Below are 21,423 nucleotides of genomic sequence, written 5' to 3'. Positions count from 1 at the left end.
TACCTGATGGGAGACCGCTCATGACCCACCCGGAGAACCGGCCCTGGCGCGGCGTCCTCGTCGCCACCGCGCTCCCGCTGCGCGCCGACCTCTCCGTCGACTACGACCGCTACGCCGAGCACTGCGCCTGGCTGGTGGCGAGCGGCTGCGACGGCGTCGTGCCGAACGGCTCGCTCGGCGAGTACCAGGTGCTCACTCCCGAGGAGCGGGCCCGGGTGGTGCGGACGGCCGTGGCGGCGGTCGGCGGGGAGCGGGTGATGCCGGGCGTCGCCGCGTACGGCTCCGCCGAGGCCCGCCGCTGGGCCGAGCAGGCGGGCGAGGCCGGCTGCGCGTCGGTGATGCTGCTGCCGCCCAACGCCTATCGCGCCGACGAGCGTTCCGTTGTCGCCCACTACGCGGAGGTGGCCCGGTCCGGTCTGCCGGTGGTGGCGTACAACAACCCGATCGACACCAAGGTCGACCTGGTGCCCGAACTCCTCGCCCGGCTGCACGGCGAGGGCCACATCCGCGGCGTCAAGGAGTTCTCCGGCGACGTGCGCCGCGCCTGGCGCATCGCCGAACTCGCCCCGGAACTCGACCTGCTGATCGGCGCCGACGACGTCGCCCTGGAGCTGGCCGTGGCCGGCGCCAAGGGCTGGGTGGCCGGCTACCCCAACGCGCTGCCGCGCGCCTCGGCCGAGCTGTACCGGGCCGCGACGGCCGGCGACCTCGCCACCGCGCTCCCCCTGTACCGGCAGCTGCACCCGCTGCTGCGCTGGGACTCGCGGACGGAGTTCGTGCAGGCGATCAAGCTGTCCATGGACGTCGCCGGCCGCCACGGCGGCCCGGTGCGACCGCCGCGCGTCCCGCTGGCGCCCGAGCAGGAGGCCGCGGTGCGCGCCGCGACCGAGAAGGCCGTGGCCGCGGGGCTCGCGTAAGCTCGCACGAAGGAGTCGGACCATGCGCAGCAAGCTCGTCCTGCACGCCGTCGACTCGCACACCGAGGGCATGCCGACCCGCGTGATCACCGGCGGGATCGGCACCGTACCGGGTGCGACGATGAACGACCGGCGGCTGTACTTCCGTGAACACCGCGACGCCGTCAAGCAGTTGCTCATGAACGAGCCGCGCGGGCACTCCGCGATGAGCGGCGCGGTCCTCCAGCCGCCGAGCCGCCCCGACTGCGACTGGGGCGTGATCTACATCGAGGTCTCCGGCTATCTGCCGATGTGCGGACACGGCACCATCGGGGTGGCGACCGTGCTGGTGGAGACCGGCATGGTGGAGGTCGTGGAGCCGGTGACCACCATCCGCCTGGACACCCCGGCCGGCCCGGTGGTCGCCGAGGTGGCGGTGGAGAACGGTGCCGCGCGGCACGTCACCCTGCGCAACGTGCCCTCGTTCGCCGTCGACCTGGAGCGCCGGATCACCCTCCCGGACGGGCGTACGGTCACCTACGACCTCGCCTACGGCGGCAACTTCTACGCGATCCTCCCGCTCGACGCCCTCGGGCTGCCCTTCGACCGCGCGCGCAGGGACGACATCCTCACGGCCGGCCTCACCCTGATGCGGGCGATCAACTCCGCGGCGGAGCCCGTGCATCCCGAGGACCCGTCCATCCGCGGCTGCCACCACGTCCACCTCTACGCACCCGGCGCCACCGCACGGCACTCGCGGCACGCGATGGTCATCCATCCAGGCTGGTTCGACCGCTCCCCGTGCGGCACGGGGACGAGCGCGCGCATGGCGCAGTTGCACGCGCGCGGCGAACTGCCGCTGCACACCGAGTTCGTGAACGAGTCCTTCATCGGCACCCGGTTCACCGGACGGCTGCTCGGCGAGACGGACGTCGCGGGGATCCCGGCCGTGCTGCCGAGCTTCACCGGCCGCGCGTGGATCACCGGCACCGCCCAGTACCTGCTCGACCCGACCGACCCGTTCCCGGAGGGCTTCGTCCTGTAGTGCCCCGGCAGGCAACGTTTGCCCGTCAAGGAGCGGCGTCCGGTGCGTGGCTGCCGGTGTGCCGGCCGGAAGTCCTCGTACTGGGCGTACGTGGGCTTTCGGCCGGTGCGGCGAGTGGGGGCGCCTCCCGCGCAGCGGGGGAGCGTGCCGGGCGTCGCGACGGGGCGAACGTTGCCTGCCCGGGCACTAGGGAGCGGCGGAGCCTTCCGGACGTCCTCTACACTCCCCGGTGATGCGTGACATGGCACAGGACCAGAAGAAACCGGGCTCGGAACTTCCGGCACTGCCCCGGCTCGGCGGCCGGCGCAGCAGCTACCGCGAGCGGGTCGCCGACGCGCTGCGCGCCGCGCTGATCGCGGGCGAGCTGCGGCCGGGCGAGGTCTACTCCGCGCCCTCGCTCGCCGCCCGCTTCGGGGTCTCGGCGACGCCGGTGCGCGAGGCGATGCTGGACCTGGCCAAGGAGGGCCTGGTCGACACCGTGCCGAACAAGGGCTTCCGGGTCACCGCCGTCTCGGACCGGCAGCTGGACGAGTACACCCACGTCCGCGCCCTCATCGAGATCCCCACCGTGGCCGCCCTGGCCCGCACGGCGGACCGCGTCTCGCTGGAGGCGCTGCGCCCGGCGGCCCGGGAGATCGTCCACGCGGCGGCGGCCGGCGACCTGATCGCGTACGTGGAGGCCGACACCCGCTTCCACCTCGGCCTGCTCGCCCTGGCGGGCAACGGCCACCTGGTCGAGGTGGTCGCCGACCTACGCGGCCGCTCCCGCCTCTACGGCCTGACCGCACTGGTGCGGGCGGGCCGGCTGCTCGCCTCGGCCGAGGAACACCTCGAGCTCCTCGACGCCCTGCTGGAGCGCGACGAGCAGGCCGTGCACGAGATCATGACCCGGCACCTGGGCCATGTGCGCGGCCTGTGGGCGGCGAGCGGGGAGCACGACTAGTCCACCGGACATTTCGCGGCGGGAGCCCCGCTGTCCTGCATTTTTTTCACGTTCTGCCCGGCCGGACGACACAAGGACCGGCAATTTTGCGGGGGGTGGGGGCTTCCCGGACCATTGGTCCTGTTCCGGCGATCCCGGGACATCTGTTTGATGAGAGGCAGAACACCCACATGGCCACGGCCGTCGACACCACACCCGCCGACACCAAGGACGCCACGGACCCCTCCGGAACCAGCAAGCACGCGCGGCGCTTCGGCCTGCCCGTCGCCACCGCGCTGGTCATGGGCAACATCATCGGCGGCGGCATCTTCACGCTGCCCGCCTCCATCGCCCCCTACGGCACGGTGAGCCTGGTCGCCTTCGGCGTGCTGACCGTCGCCGCCATCGCCCTGGCCCTGGTCTTCGGCAGGCTGGCCGCCCGCGATCCGCGCACCGGCGGGCCGTACGTCTACGCCCGCGAGGCCTTCGGTGACTTCGCCGGGTTCCTGACCGCCTGGTCGTACTGGATCACCGGCTGGGTGTCGAACGCGGCGCTCGCCGTGGCCGCCGTCGGCTACCTCGACGTGCTGCTCCCGGTGGGCGGCCACCACTGGTCGGCGTGCCTGACCGCCCTTGTCCTGCTGTGGCTGCCCGCGGTCGCGAACTTCGCCGGCAGCCGGTACGTGGGCGCCGTACAACTCGTTTCCACGGTGCTGAAGTTCGTGCCGCTGCTGCTCGTCGCGGTCGGCGGTCTGTTCTTCTTCGACCCCTCGCGCCTCGGGCCGTTCAACTCCAGCGGTCACGGCCCGGTCGGCGCGGTGTCCGCCTCCGCCGCCCTGCTGCTCTTCTCCTACCTGGGCGTGGAGTCCGCCGCCGTCAGCGCGGGCGAGGTCGACAACCCACGCCGCAACGTGGGCCGCGCCACCGTCATCGGCACCGCGGGCGCGGCCCTGGTGTATCTGCTGGGCACCCTTTCCGTCTTCGGCACGGTCCCGCACGACCGGCTGGTGCACTCCACCGCGCCGTTCTCGGACGCCGTGAACGCGATGTTCGGCGGCGGCTGGGGAGGTACGGCCGTGGCGCTGGCGGCGGTGATCTCGATGACCGGCTGCCTCAACGGCTGGACGCTGCTGAGCGCCCAGACCCCGTACGCCGCCGCCAAGGACGGGCTGTTCCCGGCCACCTTCGCCCGGCGCCGACGGGGCGTGCCGACCTTCGGCGTCGCCGTCACGGTCGTGCTCGCCTCGCTGCTCACCGCGTACAACTACCTGTCGGGCTCGACGAAGATCTTCGAGGTGCTGGTCCTCGTCACCACGTTCACGGCGACCGTGCCGTACCTGCTGTCGACGGCCGCGCAGCTCTCCTACCTGGTGTCCGGCCGGGGCGCGTCGGTGGACCGCGCCCGGCTGGTGCGGGACTCGGTGATCACCGCGGTCGCCGCCGGCTTCTCCCTGTGGCTGATGGCGGGCGCCGGGTACGCGGCGGTCTACCAGGGCACGCTGTTCCTGTTCGCCGGGGTCCTCGTCTACGCCGTGATGACGGCGCGCCGCCGGCGCGAGGCGGCGTAAGGCCCGCGGCGCGCGAGGAACGCGGAAACCGGCGGAAGACGGGGAGAAACGGAAGGCGCCGTGCCGGAGAGTTCCGGCACGGCGCCTGACCTTGCGTTCTCGCAACGTCGGGACGACAGGATTTGAACCTGCGACCCCTTGACCCCCAGTCAAGTGCGCTACCAAGCTGCGCCACGTCCCGTTGCGATCCACCCGGGGTGCCCCGCGTGATCACGCAGGTCAACCCTACCGCACCCGGGCAGGTGTCCGGGGCACCCCGGTCGCGGCGGGGGTCGTCGCGGCGCCGGGGCGGCGGGCCGGGACCAGGAGGGCGGCGCCGGTGGCGGCCAGGCAGAGCAGGGCGAGCAGGGCCCAGCCGTGGGTGTAGCCGGAGGCGTAGGGCAGGCCGGAGGGCTGGAGGCGGCCGGTCACCAGGACGCTGGTGAGCGCGGCGCCGATGGAGCCGCCGATGGTGCGGATGTTGGCGTTCATTCCGGTCGCGGCGCCGGTCTGCTCGGGCGGGACGCTGCCGACGATCAGGTTGGCCATGGCGGCGAAGGCGAGGCCGATGCCCAGGCCGAAGAGGCCGGCGACCACGGCCGTCTGCCACGGCGCGTCATGCCAGAGGGTGAGGAAGCCGCAGGCCAGCGCGCCGAGCGCCGCACCGGTGGTGAGCAGCGCCTTGGCGCCTACGCGGGGTTCCAGGCGGCCCGAGAGGACGCCGGACACGAACATCGCGAGCAGCATCGGCAGCATGAGCAGGCCGGATGCGGTGACGCTCGCACCGAAGCCGTACCCGGCGGCGGACGGCGTCTGGACGAAGCCGGGCAGGAAGGACCAGATCGCGTACATGCCGGCGCCGAAGAAGAGGGCGGCGGCGTTCGTCGTCCACACCGCGGGCTGCCGCATCACCCGCACGTCGATCAGCGGGCTGCGGGAGCGGGCCTCGGCGGTCAGCCACGCGGCGAACAGCACGACGGCGGCGGCGAACAGGCCGAGCACCTTCGCCGAGCCCCAGCCCCACCGGCCGGCCTGGCTCAGCGGCAGCAGCAGGGCCACCAGCCAGGCGGACAGCAGCGCGGCTCCGGCCCAGCTGACCTTGCCCTGGGCGCGCTTGGGCGACTCGGGGACGTAGGCGACGGCGATCAGGACGGTGGCCGCGACGATCGCGACCGGGATCCAGAAGAGCCAGCGGTAGTCGAGCGCGGAGACGATGGGTCCGGCGGCCACCATGCCGACCCCGCCGCCGGCGGCGATCACCGCGGAGAGGTTGCTGATGCTGCCGCTGACCTCGGCCGCGGCGAACTCGTCCCGGATGATGCCGAAGGACAGCGGGAAGAGGGCGCCGCCGACCCCCTGGACGACCCGGGCGACGATGAGGGCACCGATGCCCGGCGCGAGCGCGGCGAGGAGGCAGCCGGCGAGGACGGCGAGCAGGACGGCGACGAGCGTGCGCTTCTTGCCCACGAGGTCGCCGACGCGGCCGAGGATCGGGGTGAAGACAGAGGCGGACAGCAGATACGCCGTCATCACCCAGGTCGCGGTCGACTGGGAGGTGTGCAGGGCGTGCTGGACGGTCGGCAGGGCCGGCGCGATCAGCGACTGGAGCATCGAGAACACGCCGGCACCGGTCGCGAGGACCGCGAAGGTGAGGCGGGTGGACGTGCGGGGCATGGAGGGGCCTCTTCCGGATATCCGGGGCAGGGAAAGGTGGAGTGCACGTGGGATTGCTAAAGTGGAGGTGCCCCTCCACTCTAGCGGAGGTGGACCTCCGGTTTCAAGATGCGGAGGCGACCCTCCAGATGTCCACGCCCCCAGGAGGCACCAGTGACGGCCACCCCGTTCCCCGTCGGCGAGATCGTGGCGGCCCGCAGGCCGCACCGCAAGGACGCCGCCCGCAACTACGACGCGCTGCTCGCGGCCGCCCGCGAGGCGTTCGCCGAGCACGGCTCGGACGCCTCCCTGGAGGACATCGCCCGCCGCGCGGGCGTCGGCATCGGCACCCTGTACCGCAACTTCCCCACCCGCCGCGATCTGTTCGAGAGCGTCTACGCCGACGAGGTCAACACCCTGTGCCGGGCCGCCGTGGAGGTCGCGGACCGGGAGCCGTGGGAGGCGCTGACGGCCTGGCTGGACCGGTTCGCCGGGTACATGGTCACCAAGCGCGCGGTGCGCGAGGCACTCAACGACGAGTCCGGGATCTTCCGGTCCTGCCGCGACTCGATGTACGCCGCCGGGGGTCCGCTGCTGGAACGCGCGCAGCGGGCGGGCGTCGCCCGCGCCGACATGGACTTCACCGACCTGCTGCGGATGGTCTCCGGGATCACGGCGACCGTGTTCGACGACGACGCCCAGCGCGACCGGGTGCTCGCGATCGCCCTGGACGGCGTGCGCACCGGCCGCTGAACCCCGGCCGGGCGCCCCGCAGCGCCCGGCGCGTCACTTGATGAGCGCGTTAGCCACCACCACGATCAGCCCGAGCAGCGCGTCTCCGAGCCCCATGAGGACCGCGACGGGCCAGCCGCGGGCCGACCGGCGAGCGGTGAACAGCCCGAGGCCGAAGAGGATGGCGATGTTCAGGCCGAAGGCCGGGTACTCCAGCCCCTTCGCGGGCCACCAGCCCCAGCCCGCGCCCGCGAGGACGAGGACGGTGGGCAGGACGGCCACGACCAGCGGCCACTCGTCGCGCAGGGCGCGCAGCACGTCCCAGCCGCGGTGCGGGGCGCGTTCGGCGATGTAGTGGGCGTAGCCGTGCGCCAGGGCGGAGGCGAGTGCGGTCACCAGCAGCCACACGGCGTCGTAGCGGCGGCCCGCCGGGGTGACACGGCCGTACTGGGTGAGGGCGGCGACCATCGAGCTGGCGAGGACGGCGCCGTAGACCCCGCCGAAGAGGACGGCCTCGCGCGTGCCGTGCCGCTGCCGCGGCGCGCCGGGCCGACCGGTGGCCGCCGTGGAGTCAGCCATGCTCCCCACGGTCGTACGCCCCCGCCGCCACCGCCAGCGGACGCACCCCGGCGAAGTGTCCCGTGACCGGCCCGGACGCCGACCGGGTCCGCGGGATCCGGCAGATCACCCCGGGGGTGGTCACGGACACCGAGGCGGACGAGGCGTTGATCGGCGGCTCGGCGACGATCGAGGTCGAGGGCGAGCCGGTGCCGGAGGTGGGGACGCGAGATGGGGGGTAATGCGGGCGGGGGTCCGTACGCGGTGGGCGGTGCGGGAGACGCCGCGCAGGGCGTACGCGGTCAGTCTGTGAAGCGGGGCGCGTGTGGGCCGTGGGGCGCCGGCCCGCGCAGCGTCGCCACTCCCGCCGCCAGCGCCTCCACCACGTCGTCCGGCGGGACGTCCGTGCCCTCGTCGGTGCGGGCCAGGAGCGGCAGTTCCACCTGGACGCCGGCGAGCGGGGTCAGGTTGACCGGGTTCGCCGGGTGTACGCCGCGCAGGCCCGCCGGGATGACCGACAGGTCGGCGACCGCCGGGAACCGCGGCGCCCGGGACGCGAGGGCCTCGGCGAGGGCGCGGGCCGCCGCGCGGTTGCGGCCGCCGAGGAAGACGGTGTGCGGTGCCTCGGGCCGCATGTGACCGTGCAGGGAGACCGTGAGGCGGACGCGCGCCAGGAACTCGCCCAGCAGCGCGCAGTGACCGCAGGCCATGCGCGGGGACGGGATGTGCACGGGCCGCCGGGTGCCGGGCTGGGTGAAGACGAGGCTGGTGGCGCCGCAGCGCCGGGCCAGGATGGCGGCGAGTTCGGCGGTGCCGCCCTCGTTGCTGCCGTGCAGCGCGAGCACGCCGATCCCGTCGCCGTCGCCGGGTACGAGGGTGGCGACCAGCGCGACGCCCTCGACCACCACGTGCTCCACGCGTTCGCGCCGCGTCACCGCTCCCCCTCGCTCACCGGCCGCACCGGCATGTTGTACGGCGTGACGACCTGGATCGCGCAGGGCTGCGCCGGTGCGGCCGGGGGCAGGGCGCCGTGGGCCCGCATGACCAGGTGGCAGGCCTCGCGCATGTCCTGGCGCAGGTCGTGGTGGAGCACCGCGGACAGCCGGTGCTCGCGCAGCAGACGCGTGTTCTCGTGGTCGAGGTCGTGGGCGACGAACACCGCGCATTCCCGGCCGAGATCGGCGAAGGCGCGCAGGGTGGCCCGGTTGCCGCCGCCGATGGAGTACACGGCGCGGATCTCGGGGTCGCGCTCCAGCGCGGCGCGGACGAGGTCGTACTGGGTGGCGTCCAGGCCCTGCCCCTCGGCGATCTCCACGAGCGTACGCTCGGGGTGCCGGGCCCGCATCACACTGCGGAAGCCCATGTCGCGCTCCTCCTCGTTGCGGAAGGAGCCGCTGCTCAGGCTCGTGAGGACATGGCCGGGGCGGTCGCCGAGCCACTGGCCCATCAGATAGGCGGCGGTGGCGCCGGCGCCCCGGTTGTCGCTGCCGACGTAGCCGATACGGCCGCTCGCGGGCAGGTCGGTGACCAGGGTGACGACGGGGATGCCGGCCGCGGTGAGCCGGCCCACGGCGGCGCCGACCTCCGGGACGTCCGGCGCCTTGAGGATCACGCCCTGGGAGCCGCGCCGGGCGATCCGGTCCAGCGTCGCGACCTGCCCGGCGGCCGGGCCGGTCTCGCGGAAGTGGAAGCGGGAGCGGACGACCGCCGGATGCAGCGAGGGCAGTTCGGCCTCCAGGGCGGCGCGGACGGCGGTCGAGAACCGCTCGGGCGCCTGCACGACGATGTCGAGCATGAACCTGCGGCCGACCAGCCGGACCTGGGTGCGCTGCCGGTCCAGGTCGGCGATGGCCCGGTGCACCTCCTGCGCGGTGCTCTCCCGCACCCCTCCCCGGGCGTTCAGCACGCGGTCCACGGTGGCCTCGCTCAGGCCCGCCTGACGTGCGATTTCCCGGATCGGGAACGGATGGCCCATGCGCCGGCTCCTTGAGGGGTTTTTGATGGCTGGCTGCTGGTTGTTCGAAGGGTTTGTCATGACAAGAATGACAGGGCCGAGCTGCCCGTGCGGCCGAACGCCCTGATCCACGAAATGAGGACACCGATGTCCGTAGCCGCCGCGCCGGGCCGTACCTGGCTGTCCGAGCAGGACTGCGACCTCGACGCCTTCCGTGCGCTGACCGGCCGTACGACCCCGCTCGCCGACTACCCGCACGCCGCGTCCGTGCGCGACGGCGTCCTGCTGTACGACGCGGCGCGGCTGCGCTCGGCCGGTGACCAGGGCGCGCTGCGGGCCGAGTTGGTGCGGGCCCTCGCCGACGGGCCCGGCGTCGTCGTCGTGCGGGGCGCCTTCCCGGACCCGGCGGTCGTCGACCGGCTCACCGGCGTCTTCGAGGCGCTCGTCGCCGAGCAGCGGGCCTCCGGGGCCACGGCCGGCGACCACTTCGCGAAGCCGGGCGCCAACGACCGGGTGTGGAACGCGCTGGAGAAGGCGGCCCTGTACGACCCCGAGGCGTTCGCCGACTACTACGCGAGCGACGTCCTGGCGCTCGTCTCCACGGCCTGGCTGGGCCCCGGCTACCAGGTGACCTCCCAGGTCAACGTGGTCAATCCGGGCGGCGCCGGACAGACCGTGCACCGCGACTACCATCTGGGCTTCCTGAGCAACGCGGCCGCCGCGGCCTACCCGGCGCACGTGCACCGGCTCTCCCCCGTGCTCACCCTCCAGGGCGCGGTCGCCCACTGCGACATGCCCGTGGAGTCCGGCCCGACGCGCTGCCTGCCGTACTCCCAGCTGTTCGAGCCGGGCTATCTGGCGTGGCGGCTGCCCCGGTTCCAGGCGTACTTCGAGGAGCACCACGTCCAGCTGCCGCTCGCCAAGGGCGACGCGGTCTTCTTCAACCCGGCGCTGTTCCACGCCGCGGGCGCCAACCGCACCGCGGACGTACGGCGCACCGCCAATCTGCTGCAGATCTCGTCCGCGTTCGGGCGGGCGATGGAGACCGTGGACCGGGAGGCGGTGGCGGGCGCGGTCTTCCCGGTGCTGCTGCGGCGCGCGGCCGAGGGGGCCGACGAGGCGTGGCTGGAGCGGGTGATCGCGGCGAGCGCCGAGGGCTATCCGTTCCCGACCAACCTCGACAGCGACCCGCCCGTGGCCGGTCTGGCCCCGCCCTCGCAGGCGGACCTGGTGCGGCGCGCGGTCGGCGAGGGGTGGGATCCGCGGCGGCTGCGCCGCGAGCTGCGGTCGTGCGCCGAGCGGCGCGAGAGCTGAAGGGACTGAGCGGGCATGGGACTCCTCGACGGCAAGGCGGTGCTCGTCAACGGCGGCAGCCAGGGCGTGGGGGCCGCGATCGCGCGGGCCGCCGTCCGGGAGGGCGCCGCCGTGGCGGTCACCGGCCGGCGCACCGAACCGGGTGAGGCGCTGGTGGCGGAGCTTTCGGCGGCGGGCGGCACGGCGATGTTCGCCCGCGCCGACCTCGCGGACGCCGAGCAGGCCAAGGCGGCGGTCGCCGAGGTGGTGGACGCGTACGGCCGGGTGGACTGCCTGGTGAACTCGGCGGGGCTGACCTCCCGGGGCACGTTGCTGGACACCACCCCGGAGCTGTTCGACCAGCACATCGCGATCAACCTCAAGGGGCCGTTCTTCGCGATGCAGGCGGCGGTCGCCGACATGGTGGCCCGCGAGGCACCGGGCACGATCGTCAACATCATCACCTCGTCGGCGCACGGCGGACAGCCGTTCCTCGCGCCGTACGTCGCGGCGAAGGCGGGGCTGGCGGGCCTGACCCGCAACGCGGCGCACGCCCACCGCTTCGACCGGATCCGGATCAACGGCCTGAACATCGGCTGGACGGCGACGGAGGGCGAGGACGCCACCCAGCGCGCCTTCCACGGCGCCGGCGACGACTGGCGCGAGCAGGCCGCGACACGGCTGCCGATGGGCAAGCTCGGCCAGCCGGACGAGATCGCCGACTTCGTGGTCTTCCTGCTGTCCGACCGCTCCGGCGTGGTCACGGGCTCGGTGATCGACTGGGACCAGAACGTGCTCGGCGGCCTCGACTGAGCGCGTCACCGGAAGTGTCGCGACATGCCGTCGATCGGCAGCGGGTCCGCCGCGACCGGAATTCGCCGGACCCGCTGGGAAACCTCCGCACCAACACCCTGGGAGCAGCACCCCTCATGCGTATCGGAATCCTCGGCCTCGGCCGCATCGGCGCCTTCCACGCCGAGACCCTCTCCAGCCTCGACGCCGTCGAGTCGCTCGTCGTCACCGACCCGTTCGCGGACGCCGCCAAGGCCGCCGCGGAGCGGTTCGGCGCCGAGGTCGTGGACTCGCCCGAGGCGCTGCTGGCCGCCGGCGTGGACGGCATCGTGGTGGCCGCCGCGACGGACGCCCACCCCGCCCTGATCCTGGCCGGCGTGGAGGCCGGCGTCCCGGTCTTCTGCGAGAAGCCCGTCGCGAAGACGATGGGCGAGGGGGTCGAGGTCCTCAGGGCAGTCCAGGGCCGCGGCGTACCGATCCAGATCGGCTACAACCGGCGTTTCGACGCGGGCTTCGCCGCCGCCCGGGCCGCGGTGCGGGCGGGCGAGCTGGGCAAGCTGCACACGGTGCGCTCCACGACCCTGGACCCGGCGCCGCCGCCGGCCGCGTACGTCGCCGCGTCGGGCGGCATCTTCCGCGACTGTTCCGTGCACGACTTCGACATCATCCGCTGGGTGACGGGCCGCGAGGTCACCGAGGTCTACGCGGTCGGCGGGAACAGGGGCGCCGACTACATCAAGGAGGCGGGCGACGCCGACACCACCGGGGCGATCCTCACCCTGGACGACGGCACCATCGCGGTCGTCTCCAACTCCCGCCACAACGCGCGGGGTTACGACGTCCGCATGGAGCTGCACGGTTTCGCGGACTCCATCGCCGTCGGGCTGGAGGACAAGCTGCCGCTACGGTCGGTCGAACCCGGCGTGAGCTTCCCGGCCGGCGCGCCGCACGACTTCTTCATGGACCGCTTCACGGCCGCCTACCGGGCCGAACTCAGCGCGTTCACCGAGGTCGTGGCCGGCACCCGGCCGTCCCCGTGCACCGTCGAGGACGCCCTGGAGGCCGGCTGGATCGCCGAGGCGTGCACCCTGTCCCTGCACGAGCACCGTCCGGTGACGATCGCCGAGGTCCGCCGGGCGTGAGGGGAGGAGGGAACGGCGCCGGGTCTGCGCCCGGCGCCGTTTCGCCGTCTCAGCCGCAGTAGCGGATCAGCCACTCGTCGGGGTTGTACGTGTCCCGCGCCGGGTCCGGTGCGGTCGCGGGCCTGGTCTCCACCATGTCCTGCGGGCGTATCCGCTCGGGCAGCGCGCCGAAGCGGTCACGGCGCGCGGCGGCCGCGCCGTCGGTCCCCTGCCGGTCGCGGTGCGCGCCCCCGTCCTGGGGCGCCGTGCGTGCTTCCGTACGGTGTGTCATCGCGTCCTCCCGTCTGCGCGGGCCTCCCCCGTCACCCTCACAACGCCCGCGTGCCCCGGTAGGTTCCCGGCCGTGAGCGGGCCGAATCCACCGGGGGCACGAAGGAGAGCGCGTGGCCGCTCAGGCTCCGCAGGAGCGCAGGAACCGGCGCGTGCGGACCGCGATCGGCAGGGGCCGGTCCGGCTCGCAGGGGTACATGTCCTGCTCGACGATGGCGAACAGCTCCACGCCCAGTTTCTGGGCCGCCTCCAGCACCGGGCCCAACTCGGGGACGCCGGAGGGCGGTTCGCACATCACGCCCTGCGCGACGGCCGGCCCGAAGGGGGTCCCCTTCTCCGTCACGTCGGCCAGGATCTCCGGGTCCACCTGCTTGAGGTGCAGATAGCCGATGCGCTCGCCGTAGGTCTCGATGAGCTTGACGCTGTCCCCGCCGCAGTAGGCGTAGTGGCCGGTGTCCAGGCAGAGGTTGACCAGTTCGCCGTCGGTCGAGTCCAGGAAGCGTTCGACGTGGTCCTCCGTGTCGATGTGGGTGTCGGCGTGCGGGTGGACGACGATGTCCAGGCCGTACGCCTCCTTGACCTCGTGGCCGAGGCGCTCCATGCCCTTGGTCAGGTGGGCCCACTGCTCGGCGGTCAGCTCCGGCGGCTCCAGGATCTCGGCGGTCTTGTCGTCCCGCCAGAAGGAGGGGATGACCACCAGGTGCCGCGCGCCCATGGCCTGGGTGAGGGCGGCGACCTGGCTGACGTGCGCCCAGGTCTCGGCCCAGACGGAGGGGCCGCGGTGCATGCCGGTGAAGACCGTGCCCGCCGAGACCTTCAGGTTCCGCCGGGCGACCTCGTCGCGCAGGCGGGCGGGGTCGGTGGGGAGATAGCCGTAGGGGCCGAGTTCGATCCAGTCGTATCCGGCCTCGGCGACCTCGTCCAGGAAGCGGTCCCAGGGGACCTGCCGCGGGTCGTCCGGGAACCAGACGCCCCAGGAGTCGGGGGCCGAGCCGACCCGGACGCGGTCGAGCGGGGTGGGGTGTGCCATGGTCAGGTGGTTCCTTCCGGGGTGCTCGCCGTGGGTGCGGCGAGGTCGCTCTCCTCGGGGAGTTCCTCGGTGTCGACGCCGCGTACCTGGGCCAGTTCGTGCTTGAGCGCGGCGAGTTCGGCGCCGCCGGCCATGTGGTTGGTCAGCTCCTCCAGGCTGATGCGCTCCCGGGCCGCGCTCAGCTCCAGCGTGCCCAGCCGCAGCACACTGAAGTGGTCGCCGACCATGTACGCGTGGTGGGGATTGTGGGTGATGAAGATGACGCCCAGGCCCCGGTCACGGGCGGCGGCGATGTACTTGAGCACCACACCCGACTGCTTCACCCCCAAAGCGGCCGTCGGCTCGTCCAGGATCAGCACTCGCGCCCCGAAATACACCGCCCGGGCGATGGCCACACACTGCCGCTGACCACCCGAGAGCGTACCGATGGGCTGGTCCAGGTCGTCCAGCACGATGCCCATGTTGCGCAGCTCCGCGTCCGCGGTCCGCTTCATCCCCGCGATGTCCAGCCGCCTCAGCGGCCAGGGACCCCGCGTCAGCTCCGAGCCCAGGAAGAAGTTGCGCCACACCGGCATCAGCGGCACCGTGGCCAGGTCCTGGTAGACCGCCGCGATCCCCCTGTCCAGCGCCTCACGCGGCGTGGCGAACCTGACCGGCTCCCCGTCGACCAGGAACTCGCCCTCGGTGTGCCGGTGCAACCCCGAAATGATCTTGATGAGGGTCGACTTGCCCGCCCCGTTGTCCCCCAGCACACACGTGACCCGCCCCGCGTGCACCGTCAGATCCACCCCGTGCAGCGCACGCACGTTGCCGTAGGACTTGCCCGCCCCCCGCAACCGCACCAGCGGCACCTCGCCCGACGGCGGGGTGTCGGCGAGCACCGCACCGTGACCCGCGGCCTTGTTGTCAGTCATCGCTTCACCTCCGGGTCGCCGCACGGCCGACCCACAGATTGATCAGGACGGCGCCGAGCAGCATCACGCCGAGGAACGCCTTGAACCAGTCCGGGTTCCAGCCGGCGTAGACGATGCCCTGCTGCACCATGCCGAACATGAACGCCCCGAACACCGGCCCGATCGCCGAGCCCGCACCACCGGTCAGCAGACAGCCGCCGATCACCGCCGCCGCGATGTAGATCAGCTCCTGCCCCACACCCTCACCGGACTGCACCGTGTTGAACGAGAACAGGTTGTGCATGCCGATGAACCACGCCCCGAAACCCACCAGCATGAACAGCGAGATCTTCGTGAACGTCACCGGCACGCCCACCGCCCGCGCGGACTCCTTGCTGCCCCCGACCGCGAACACCCAGTTGCCGTACTTGGTGCGCAGCAGCACCCACGTGGCCAGCGCCGCGAACACCAGCCACCACACCACCGTGATCTTCACCTGCACCCCGCCCACGTCGAACGACGACGCGAAGACCTTCCTCGCCTGGGCGAAACCGTCCATGTCACTGATGTCGTCCGTGGCCACGTTGCCGGTCACCAGCTTGGTCACCGCCAGGTTCACACCCTGCAGGATCAGGAACGTGCCCAGCGTCACCAGGAAACTCGGCAGACCGGTCCTCACCACCATCCAGCCGTTGAAGAAGCCGATCGCGAGGGAGGCGGCCAGGGCGACGATCACGCCCGTCCACACGTTCAGGGTCAGCTGGTAGCTGAGCATGCTCGCGGTCAGGGCGGAGGAGATCACCGCGACGCCGGAGGACAGGTCGAACTCGCCGCCGATCATCAGCAGCGCCACCGGCAGGGCCATGATCCCGATGGTCGAGGACTGGTAGAGGATCGTCGCCATCGAGCTGCCCTGGCGGACGGAGGGCGCGACGACCAGGAAGAAGGCCAGGACGGCGGCGGCACCGAGGAAGACACCCACCTCCGGCCGGGCCAGCATGCGCAGCGCAAGCGGGCGCCGGGCGGTACGGCCGTCGGTCTCGTCCGCCTTGGAACCGGGTGCCGGGGGTGTCGTCCCCACGGCCGGTTCGGCGTGCTGGGCCATGCTCATCACCGTGTCCCCTTCGCGGCGAACCCGGCGATCCTGTCGACATTGGACTTGTCGACGAAGGCCGGGCCGGTGAGCACCGGCTGCTGACCGCCGCCGCTGAAGTTGCCGTTGTACTTGTAGAGCCACAGCGAGTCGACGGCCAGGTAGCCCTGGAGGTAGGGCTGCTGGTCGACCGCGAACTCGATGCTGCCGTTCTGGACGGCCTTGACCAGGTCCTTGTTCAGGTCGAAGGTCGCCACCTTGGCCTTGCTGCCCGCGTCGCCCACCGACTGCACGGCGGTGAGGGCGAAGGGGGCGCCGAGGGTGACGACGGTGTCGATGGAACTGTCCTGCTTGAGCTTGGCGGTGATCGTGGACTTCACCGAGGGCATGTCCGTGCCGTTCACGTACAGGGTCTCCGTGGTGCCCTTGAACGTCTTCTGGACGCCGTCGCAGCGCTGGGTGAGGCCCACGTTGCCCTGCTCCTGGATCACGCAGACGACCTTCTTGGCCCCGGTGGTGTTCAGCTTGTCGCCGAACGCCTCGCCCGCCACGCTCTCGTCCTGGCCGAAGAACTCCAGCAGGCCGAGCTGCTTCCAGTCGCTCAGTCCCGAGTTCAGGCCCACCACGGGGATGCCGGCCTGCCCGGCCTTGCCGATGACGCCCTTCATCGCGTCCGGCTTGGCCAGGGTGACCGCGATGCCGTCCACCTTCTGGTCGAGCGCGTTCTGCACCAGGTTCGCCTGGTTGCCCGCGTTCGGGTCGGCGGAGTAGACGAGCTTGATGTTGTCCTTGGCCGCGGCCGCCTCGGCGCCCTTGCGGACGGTGTCCCAGAAGGTGTCGCCGGGCGCCTGGTGCGTGACCATGGCGACGGTCATCCGGGGGGTGTCGGCCTTGCCCGCCGAGGCGTTCTGTGCCGCCTCCTCGGCCTTTTTCCCGCCGTGGGCGCTGGCGCACCCGGCGAGAGTGAGGGCTGCCGCCGCGGCCACCGCCACGAGGGGGGCCGTTCTGCGGAAGCGGGAGGGAGAAGAGCGGTCCATCTTTCCAGCACCTCACTGTGCATGCGACGGGGGGAAGGGACGCTGTTGCGTTGGGACGCGATCCAAGTCCCTGGTGGGCCCGCTGTCAATACTTTGTCAAGACATCATTTCAGAAGCAGGTCCGAATGTAAGTACAAACCGTTGACACCGGGGCCTCCCGCGCCTACACCTGACAGGCATGAGCCCAGTACACCGCACACCGCAGCGAACGGCACCGGGTGACCGGGCGCTCGACTCCCTCGCCTTTGCCCTGGACCGCACGAGTCCGGTACCGCTGTACTACCAGTTCGCGCAGCAACTGGAGGCCGCCATCGAACAGGGTGCGCTGGCTCCGGGCAACCTTCTGGGCAACGAGGTCGACCTTTCCGTACGGCTCGGACTGTCCCGCCCGACCGTCCGCCAGGCCATCCAGTCCCTGGTCGACAAGGGACTGCTGGTGCGCCGCCGCGGGGTGGGCACGCAGGTCGTGCACAGCCAGGTCAAGCGCCCGCTGGAACTGAGCAGTCTCTACGACGACCTGGAGGCGGCCGGACAGGCCCCGACCACCCGGGTGCTGCGCAACGAGCGCATCCCGGCACCCGCCGACGTGGCCGCCGCCCTCGGCGTCGCGGAGGGCGCCGAGGTGACCGTGCTGGAGCGGCTGCGCCACACCCACGGCCGTCCGGTGGCGTTCCTGTGCAACTACCTGCCGCCCGCGCTGCTCGAACTCCCCACCCAGCGGCTGGAGTCGACGGGCCTGTACCAGCTGCTGCGGTCCGCCGGGATCACCCTGCACAGCGCCCGGCAGTCCATCGGCGCGCGCAGCGCGACCGCCGACGAGGCCGGCCTGCTGGAGGAGAAGGAGGGCGCGGCCCTGCTCACCATGCGGCGCACCGCGTACGACGACACGGGCCGGGCGGTGGAGTACGGCAGCCACCTCTACCGGGCCTCCCGCTACGCCTTCGACTTCCAGCTGCTGGTCAGGGCCTGAGGCGGCCGATCCGGCCCATTGATCAACAAAGCCGCAGGTAACGATGACGATTACGTTTCGGGCAAGACACCCCCGAGTGCGACCCGACCTATTGACGCATGAGCGGACATGGCGGTGTCATGACGCCCACGATGTTCGGTCGAGTTGATTTCTGAGCGGTTTCGAAAAGCTTTCGGTGATCAACTCACCCCCTTGACCGAGCCCTGTATTCCTCTGGAGCCGCCATGCGCCTCTCCCCCTCCGGTGTTTCCGTCCCGGGTCCCAGCCGTCGCTCGCTGCTGCGCACGGCGGGCGGTGCCGCTCTGCTCGCCGGTGCGGGCACACCCCTGCTGTCCGCCTGCGGAGGCAGCGGTTCCTCCTCCGACCCGAAGACCGTCACGGTCGGCTCCAACGCCTCCGACGCGGTGCCGAAGAAGGCCTTCGAAAGCGTCTACGCGGAGTTCGAGAAGCAGTCCGGTCTCACGGTCAAGGTCAACACCAAGGACCACAACACCTTCCAGGAGCAGATCAATTCGTATCTGCAGGGCACCCCGGACGACGTGTTCAACTGGTTCGCCGGATACCGCATGCAGTTCTTCGCGGCCAAGGGACTGGCCTCGCCCGTCGACGACGTGTGGCAGAAGATCGGGGGCGATTTCCCCGACGCGATGAAGAAACTCAGCAAGGGCGAGGACGGCAAGTACTACTTCGTGCCGCTGACGACGTATCCCTGGGCGGTCTTCTACCGCAAGAGCGTCTTCCAGCAGCACGGCTACAAGATCCCGGCCGGCTGGGACGACTTCGTCGCGCTGTGCAAGCAGATACAGAAGGACGGACTGGTCCCGATCGCCTTCGGTGACAAGGACGCCTGGCCCGCGATGGGCACCTTCGACCAGATCAACTTCCGGCTCAACGGCTATGACTTCCACGTCCAGTTGATGGCCGGAAAGGCCTCCTGGACCGACGCCAAGGTGAAGGCCGTCTTCGACCACTGGGCCGAGATCCTGCCCTACCACCAGGACGGCTTCATGGGCCGCACCTGGGAGGACGCGGCGCAGACGCTGGTGGCGAAGAAGGCCGGCATGTACCTCCTCGGCTCCTTCGTGGCGCAGCAGTTCACCAACAAGGCCGACTTGGACGACCTCGACTTCTTCGCCTTCCCGGAGATCAACTCCGCGTACGGCCAGGACACGGTCGAGGCGCCGACCGACGGCTTCATGGTCAGCAAGTCGCCGAAGAACCACGACGGCGCGGTGAAGCTGCTGGAGTACCTGGGGACCCCGGCGGCCGAGGAAACGTACCTGAAGACCGACTCCAGCGTGGTCGCCGCCTCCAGCAAGGCCGACACCTCCGCGTACTCGCCGCTGCAGAAGAAGGCGTTCGAGATGATCGGGAGCGCCAAGAGCCTCACCCAGTTCATGGACCGCGACTCCCGGCCCGACTTCACCTCCACGGTGATGCAGCCGGGGCTGCAGAAGTTCCTCCAGGACCCCAAGGACGTCGACAGCCTGCTGTCGTCCATCGAGCGCCAGAAGAAGACGATCTTCGCGTCCCAGTGAGCGACCCGATGACGACCGACACGACGACGAAGACCCCGGAGGCGGCCGCCGTGCCGCCGCCGGGGCCCGCGCCCGAGAAGAGGCGGGCCACGCAGGGCCACCGGCGCCTGCTGACCCGCCGCGACCGGATCACGCTCGGCCTGATGGCGGGCGTGCCGACGATCCTGCACGTGGCCCTCGTCTGGGTCACGGCCATCGCCTCGATCTTCCTCGCCTTCACCACCTGGGACGGCATCGGGTTCGCCTCGATCAAGTGGGTGGGCCTGGACAACTTCAAGCAACTCTTCAACGACAACCCGCAGTTCTGGCCGGCCCTCCAGCACAACGTCGTCTGGTTCGTCGTACTGATCCTGATCCCGACGCCGTTCGGCCTGTTCCTGGCCGTGCAGCTGGACAAGCGGATCCGGTTCTCCCGGGTCTACCAGACCGCGTTCTTCCTGCCGGTCGTCATCTCGATGGCCTGCATCGGCTTCGTCTGGCAACTCGTCTACAACCCCGACACCGGCCTGATCAACAGCATCATCGGCGCCAACAAGCCCGGCCGCTACATCGACTGGATCGGCAACCCGCACCTGAACCTGTGGGCGATCCTCATCGCCGCGTCCTGGCGGCACACCGGCTACATGATGATCCTTTACCTGGCCGGACTGAAGAGCGTCGACCCCTCGCTCAGGGAGGCCGCCGCGCTGGACGGCGCGAACGAGTGGCAGACGTTCAGATCCGTCATCTTCCCCACCCTGCGCCCGACCAACACGGTCGTCCTCGTCGTCACCATCATCGAGTCCCTGCGCGCCTTCGACCTCGTCTTCGTCTTCAACAAGGGCGCCCAGGGCACGGAGTTGCTGTCGATCCTGGTGACGAACAACATCATCGGCGAGTCCAGCCGCATCGGTTACGGGTCGGCCATCGCCGTCGTCCTGCTGGTCATCTCGCTCGCGGTGATCATCCCGTATCTGATCGCCACCTTCCGCAAGGAGCGGCGCGCATGAGCAGCACCACTGTCCCGCTGAAGCAGCGCGCCCCGATCCGCCCGGCCCGTGTGCTGCTGCACGTCTTCCTCGCCGGTACGGCCCTGGCCTGGCTGGCGCCGCTGCTGTGGGCGGTCTTCTCGGCCCTGCGGCCGTACAGCGAGACCAGCGCGAAGGGCTACGTCTCCTGGCCCAGCAAGCTGACCTTCGCGAACTTCACGAACGCCTTCCAGCAGTCCGACATGCTGCACTACTTCGGCAACACGCTGGTCATCGCGGTGCCGGCCGTGCTGCTGACGCTGCTGCTGTCCTCCTGCGTGGCCTTCTACGTCAGCCGGTTCGACTTCCGGCTCAACCTCGCCCTCCTGCTGGTCTTCACGGCCGGGAACCTCCTGCCGCAGCAGGTCATCATCACCCCGCTGTACCGGCTGTACCTGCTGACGAACCTGCCGGGCATCACGGCCAGCGGCAAGCTGTACGACTCCGCGCTCGGGCTGGTCCTCATCCACGTGGCGTTCCAGTCCGGCTTCTGCGCGTTCGTGCTGAGCAACTACATGCGCTCGCTGCCGCACGAGCTGACCGAGGCCGCGCTGGTCGACGGGGCCTCGGTGTGGCGGCTGTACTGGCAGATCACGCTGCCGCTGTGCAAGCCGGCGATGGCCGCCCTGGCCACCCTGCTGTCCATCTGGATCTACAACGACTTCTTCTGGGCGCTGGTCCTCATCTCGACCGGCGAGAACATGCCGATCACCTCGGCGCTGAACAACCTCTCCGGCCAGTACTTCACCGACCCCAACCTGGTCGCCGCCGGCTCCCTGGTGACGGCGATCCCGACCCTGATCGTCTACTTCGCCCTGCAGCGCCAGTTCGTCAACGGTCTGACCCTGGGCTCCAACAAGGGCTGAGAACCTCCTGACCTGCGACTTTCACAGGATAACCGGGCAGCGCGCCGTACCTGTCCCCGTGGCCGGCGCCCGCGGCGGCGCGGGTGCCGGTGCACAATCGGAGACGACGCAGCGATGACCGTCGGCCCCGGGGTGCTCGGGGCCGGGGGTGCCCGGGGGCGGGGAAGGAGGCCGCCATGCACTGG

The 21,423-nt window shown here is 71.3% G+C and carries 22 protein-coding genes and 1 tRNA gene; 13 read left to right on the top strand and 10 right to left on the bottom strand.

All coding sequences use genetic code 11. The features are described from left to right. The first annotated feature begins 20 nt into the window (after nucleotides 1–20). The 4 genes from ACZ60X_RS37890 (at nucleotide 21) to ACZ60X_RS37875 (ending at nucleotide 4,431) form a co-directional block, all read left to right on the top strand. Nucleotides 21–917, top strand: a complete 897-nt coding sequence (locus ACZ60X_RS37890; protein ID WP_469608816.1) for a dihydrodipicolinate synthase family protein — start codon at nucleotides 21–23, stop codon at nucleotides 915–917. Between the two features lie 22 nt (nucleotides 918–939). Continuing rightward, nucleotides 940–1,941: a proline racemase family protein gene (locus ACZ60X_RS37885; RefSeq protein ID WP_469608813.1), complete on the top strand. Its 1,002-nt coding sequence runs from the start codon at nucleotides 940–942 to the stop codon at nucleotides 1,939–1,941. A gap of 241 nt (nucleotides 1,942–2,182) precedes the next feature. Further along, the gene (locus tag ACZ60X_RS37880; protein WP_469608930.1) at nucleotides 2,183–2,884 is read left to right on the top strand and encodes a GntR family transcriptional regulator; all 702 of its coding nucleotides are present in this window, start codon (nucleotides 2,183–2,185) and stop codon (nucleotides 2,882–2,884) included. A 170-nt stretch (nucleotides 2,885–3,054) separates the two neighbouring features. Further along, nucleotides 3,055–4,431: an amino acid permease gene (locus ACZ60X_RS37875; RefSeq protein ID WP_469608811.1), complete on the top strand. Its 1,377-nt coding sequence runs from the start codon at nucleotides 3,055–3,057 to the stop codon at nucleotides 4,429–4,431. 107 nt (nucleotides 4,432–4,538) lie between these two features. On the opposite strand, the gene ACZ60X_RS37870 is transcribed toward ACZ60X_RS37875, so the two are convergent. Together ACZ60X_RS37870 and ACZ60X_RS37865 are read right to left on the bottom strand one after the other, a co-directional pair. Beyond that, a tRNA-Pro gene (locus ACZ60X_RS37870) sits at nucleotides 4,539–4,612 on the bottom strand. Nucleotides 4,613–4,656: 44 nt separating this feature from the next. After that, nucleotides 4,657–6,084: an MFS transporter gene (locus ACZ60X_RS37865; RefSeq protein ID WP_469608808.1), complete on the bottom strand. Its 1,428-nt coding sequence runs from the start codon at nucleotides 6,082–6,084 to the stop codon at nucleotides 4,657–4,659. 153 nt (nucleotides 6,085–6,237) lie between these two features. On the opposite strand from ACZ60X_RS37865, the gene ACZ60X_RS37860 reads away from it, so the two are divergent. Continuing rightward, complete coding sequence (locus ACZ60X_RS37860; RefSeq protein WP_469608805.1) at nucleotides 6,238–6,816, top strand: TetR/AcrR family transcriptional regulator; 579 nt, start codon at nucleotides 6,238–6,240, stop codon at nucleotides 6,814–6,816. Between the two features lie 33 nt (nucleotides 6,817–6,849). Here the strand turns inward: ACZ60X_RS37860 and ACZ60X_RS37855 are convergent, their stop codons facing one another. Continuing rightward, entirely contained in the window at nucleotides 6,850–7,374 is a 525-nt protein-coding gene (locus ACZ60X_RS37855; RefSeq protein WP_469608803.1) for a hypothetical protein, read from the bottom strand. A 62-nt stretch (nucleotides 7,375–7,436) separates the two neighbouring features. Between ACZ60X_RS37855 and ACZ60X_RS37850 the strand changes: the two genes are divergently transcribed. Continuing rightward, nucleotides 7,437–7,595, top strand: coding sequence for a hypothetical protein (locus ACZ60X_RS37850; RefSeq protein WP_469608800.1), 159 nt, complete (start codon nucleotides 7,437–7,439; stop codon nucleotides 7,593–7,595). A 60-nt stretch (nucleotides 7,596–7,655) separates the two neighbouring features. On the opposite strand, the gene ACZ60X_RS37845 is transcribed toward ACZ60X_RS37850, so the two are convergent. Then, nucleotides 7,656–8,288 carry a poly-gamma-glutamate hydrolase family protein gene (locus tag ACZ60X_RS37845; RefSeq protein WP_469608798.1) on the bottom strand — a complete coding sequence of 211 codons (633 nt, stop codon included), beginning with the start codon at nucleotides 8,286–8,288 and terminating at the stop codon, nucleotides 7,656–7,658. After that, nucleotides 8,285–9,328, bottom strand: coding sequence for a LacI family DNA-binding transcriptional regulator (locus tag ACZ60X_RS37840; RefSeq protein WP_469608795.1), 1,044 nt, complete (start codon nucleotides 9,326–9,328; stop codon nucleotides 8,285–8,287). Before ACZ60X_RS37840 ends, ACZ60X_RS37845 begins: the two co-directional genes overlap by 4 nt. A 126-nt stretch (nucleotides 9,329–9,454) precedes the next feature. Here ACZ60X_RS37840 and ACZ60X_RS37835 point away from each other — a divergent pair, with 126 nt between their 5' ends. The 3 genes from ACZ60X_RS37835 to ACZ60X_RS37825 all read left to right on the top strand — a co-directional run bounded on the left by ACZ60X_RS37835 (nucleotide 9,455) and on the right by ACZ60X_RS37825 (nucleotide 12,534). Further along, entirely contained in the window at nucleotides 9,455–10,621 is a 1,167-nt protein-coding gene (locus ACZ60X_RS37835) for a phytanoyl-CoA dioxygenase family protein (protein WP_469608792.1), read from the top strand. A gap of 15 nt (nucleotides 10,622–10,636) precedes the next feature. Then, nucleotides 10,637–11,413, top strand: a complete 777-nt coding sequence (locus ACZ60X_RS37830) for an SDR family oxidoreductase (protein ID WP_469608789.1) — start codon at nucleotides 10,637–10,639, stop codon at nucleotides 11,411–11,413. A 116-nt stretch (nucleotides 11,414–11,529) separates the two neighbouring features. Further along, nucleotides 11,530–12,534, top strand: coding sequence for a Gfo/Idh/MocA family protein (locus tag ACZ60X_RS37825; protein WP_469608786.1), 1,005 nt, complete (start codon nucleotides 11,530–11,532; stop codon nucleotides 12,532–12,534). Between the two features lie 49 nt (nucleotides 12,535–12,583). Here the strand turns inward: ACZ60X_RS37825 and ACZ60X_RS37820 are convergent, their stop codons facing one another. The 5 genes from ACZ60X_RS37820 to ACZ60X_RS37800 form a co-directional block, all read right to left on the bottom strand. Beyond that, nucleotides 12,584–12,805: a hypothetical protein gene (locus tag ACZ60X_RS37820; RefSeq protein WP_469608783.1), complete on the bottom strand. Its 222-nt coding sequence runs from the start codon at nucleotides 12,803–12,805 to the stop codon at nucleotides 12,584–12,586. Nucleotides 12,806–12,925: 120 nt separating this feature from the next. After that, on the bottom strand, nucleotides 12,926–13,834 hold the full coding sequence (locus ACZ60X_RS37815) for a sugar phosphate isomerase/epimerase family protein (protein WP_469608780.1): 909 nt from the start codon (nucleotides 13,832–13,834) through the stop codon (nucleotides 12,926–12,928). Nucleotides 13,835–13,836: 2 nt separating this feature from the next. After that, on the bottom strand, nucleotides 13,837–14,748 hold the full coding sequence (locus ACZ60X_RS37810) for an ATP-binding cassette domain-containing protein (protein ID WP_469608777.1): 912 nt from the start codon (nucleotides 14,746–14,748) through the stop codon (nucleotides 13,837–13,839). A 4-nt stretch (nucleotides 14,749–14,752) separates the two neighbouring features. Continuing rightward, nucleotides 14,753–15,838: an ABC transporter permease gene (locus tag ACZ60X_RS37805; RefSeq protein WP_469608774.1), complete on the bottom strand. Its 1,086-nt coding sequence runs from the start codon at nucleotides 15,836–15,838 to the stop codon at nucleotides 14,753–14,755. Beyond that, nucleotides 15,838–16,857, bottom strand: a complete 1,020-nt coding sequence (locus ACZ60X_RS37800; protein WP_469608771.1) for a sugar ABC transporter substrate-binding protein — start codon at nucleotides 16,855–16,857, stop codon at nucleotides 15,838–15,840. Before ACZ60X_RS37800 ends, ACZ60X_RS37805 begins: the two co-directional genes overlap by 1 nt. Before the next feature lie 178 nt (nucleotides 16,858–17,035). Here ACZ60X_RS37800 and ACZ60X_RS37795 point away from each other — a divergent pair, with 178 nt between their 5' ends. The 4 genes from ACZ60X_RS37795 to ACZ60X_RS37780 all read left to right on the top strand — a co-directional run bounded on the left by ACZ60X_RS37795 (nucleotide 17,036) and on the right by ACZ60X_RS37780 (nucleotide 21,238). Beyond that, complete coding sequence (locus ACZ60X_RS37795) at nucleotides 17,036–17,827, top strand: GntR family transcriptional regulator (protein WP_469608769.1); 792 nt, start codon at nucleotides 17,036–17,038, stop codon at nucleotides 17,825–17,827. A 224-nt stretch (nucleotides 17,828–18,051) separates the two neighbouring features. Further along, on the top strand, nucleotides 18,052–19,365 hold the full coding sequence (locus ACZ60X_RS37790) for an ABC transporter substrate-binding protein (protein WP_469608766.1): 1,314 nt from the start codon (nucleotides 18,052–18,054) through the stop codon (nucleotides 19,363–19,365). Between the two features lie 8 nt (nucleotides 19,366–19,373). Continuing rightward, nucleotides 19,374–20,354: a carbohydrate ABC transporter permease gene (locus ACZ60X_RS37785; protein ID WP_469608763.1), complete on the top strand. Its 981-nt coding sequence runs from the start codon at nucleotides 19,374–19,376 to the stop codon at nucleotides 20,352–20,354. After that, entirely contained in the window at nucleotides 20,351–21,238 is an 888-nt protein-coding gene (locus tag ACZ60X_RS37780) for a carbohydrate ABC transporter permease (protein ID WP_469608759.1), read from the top strand. Before ACZ60X_RS37785 ends, ACZ60X_RS37780 begins: the two co-directional genes overlap by 4 nt. Nucleotides 21,239–21,423: the final 185 nt, after the last annotated feature.

The sequence above is a fragment of the Streptomyces sp. NPDC104106 genome, assembly GCF_055584345.1.
The sequence above is the reverse complement of the archived record's forward strand: the minus strand, read 5'-3'. Positions and strand labels throughout refer to the sequence as shown.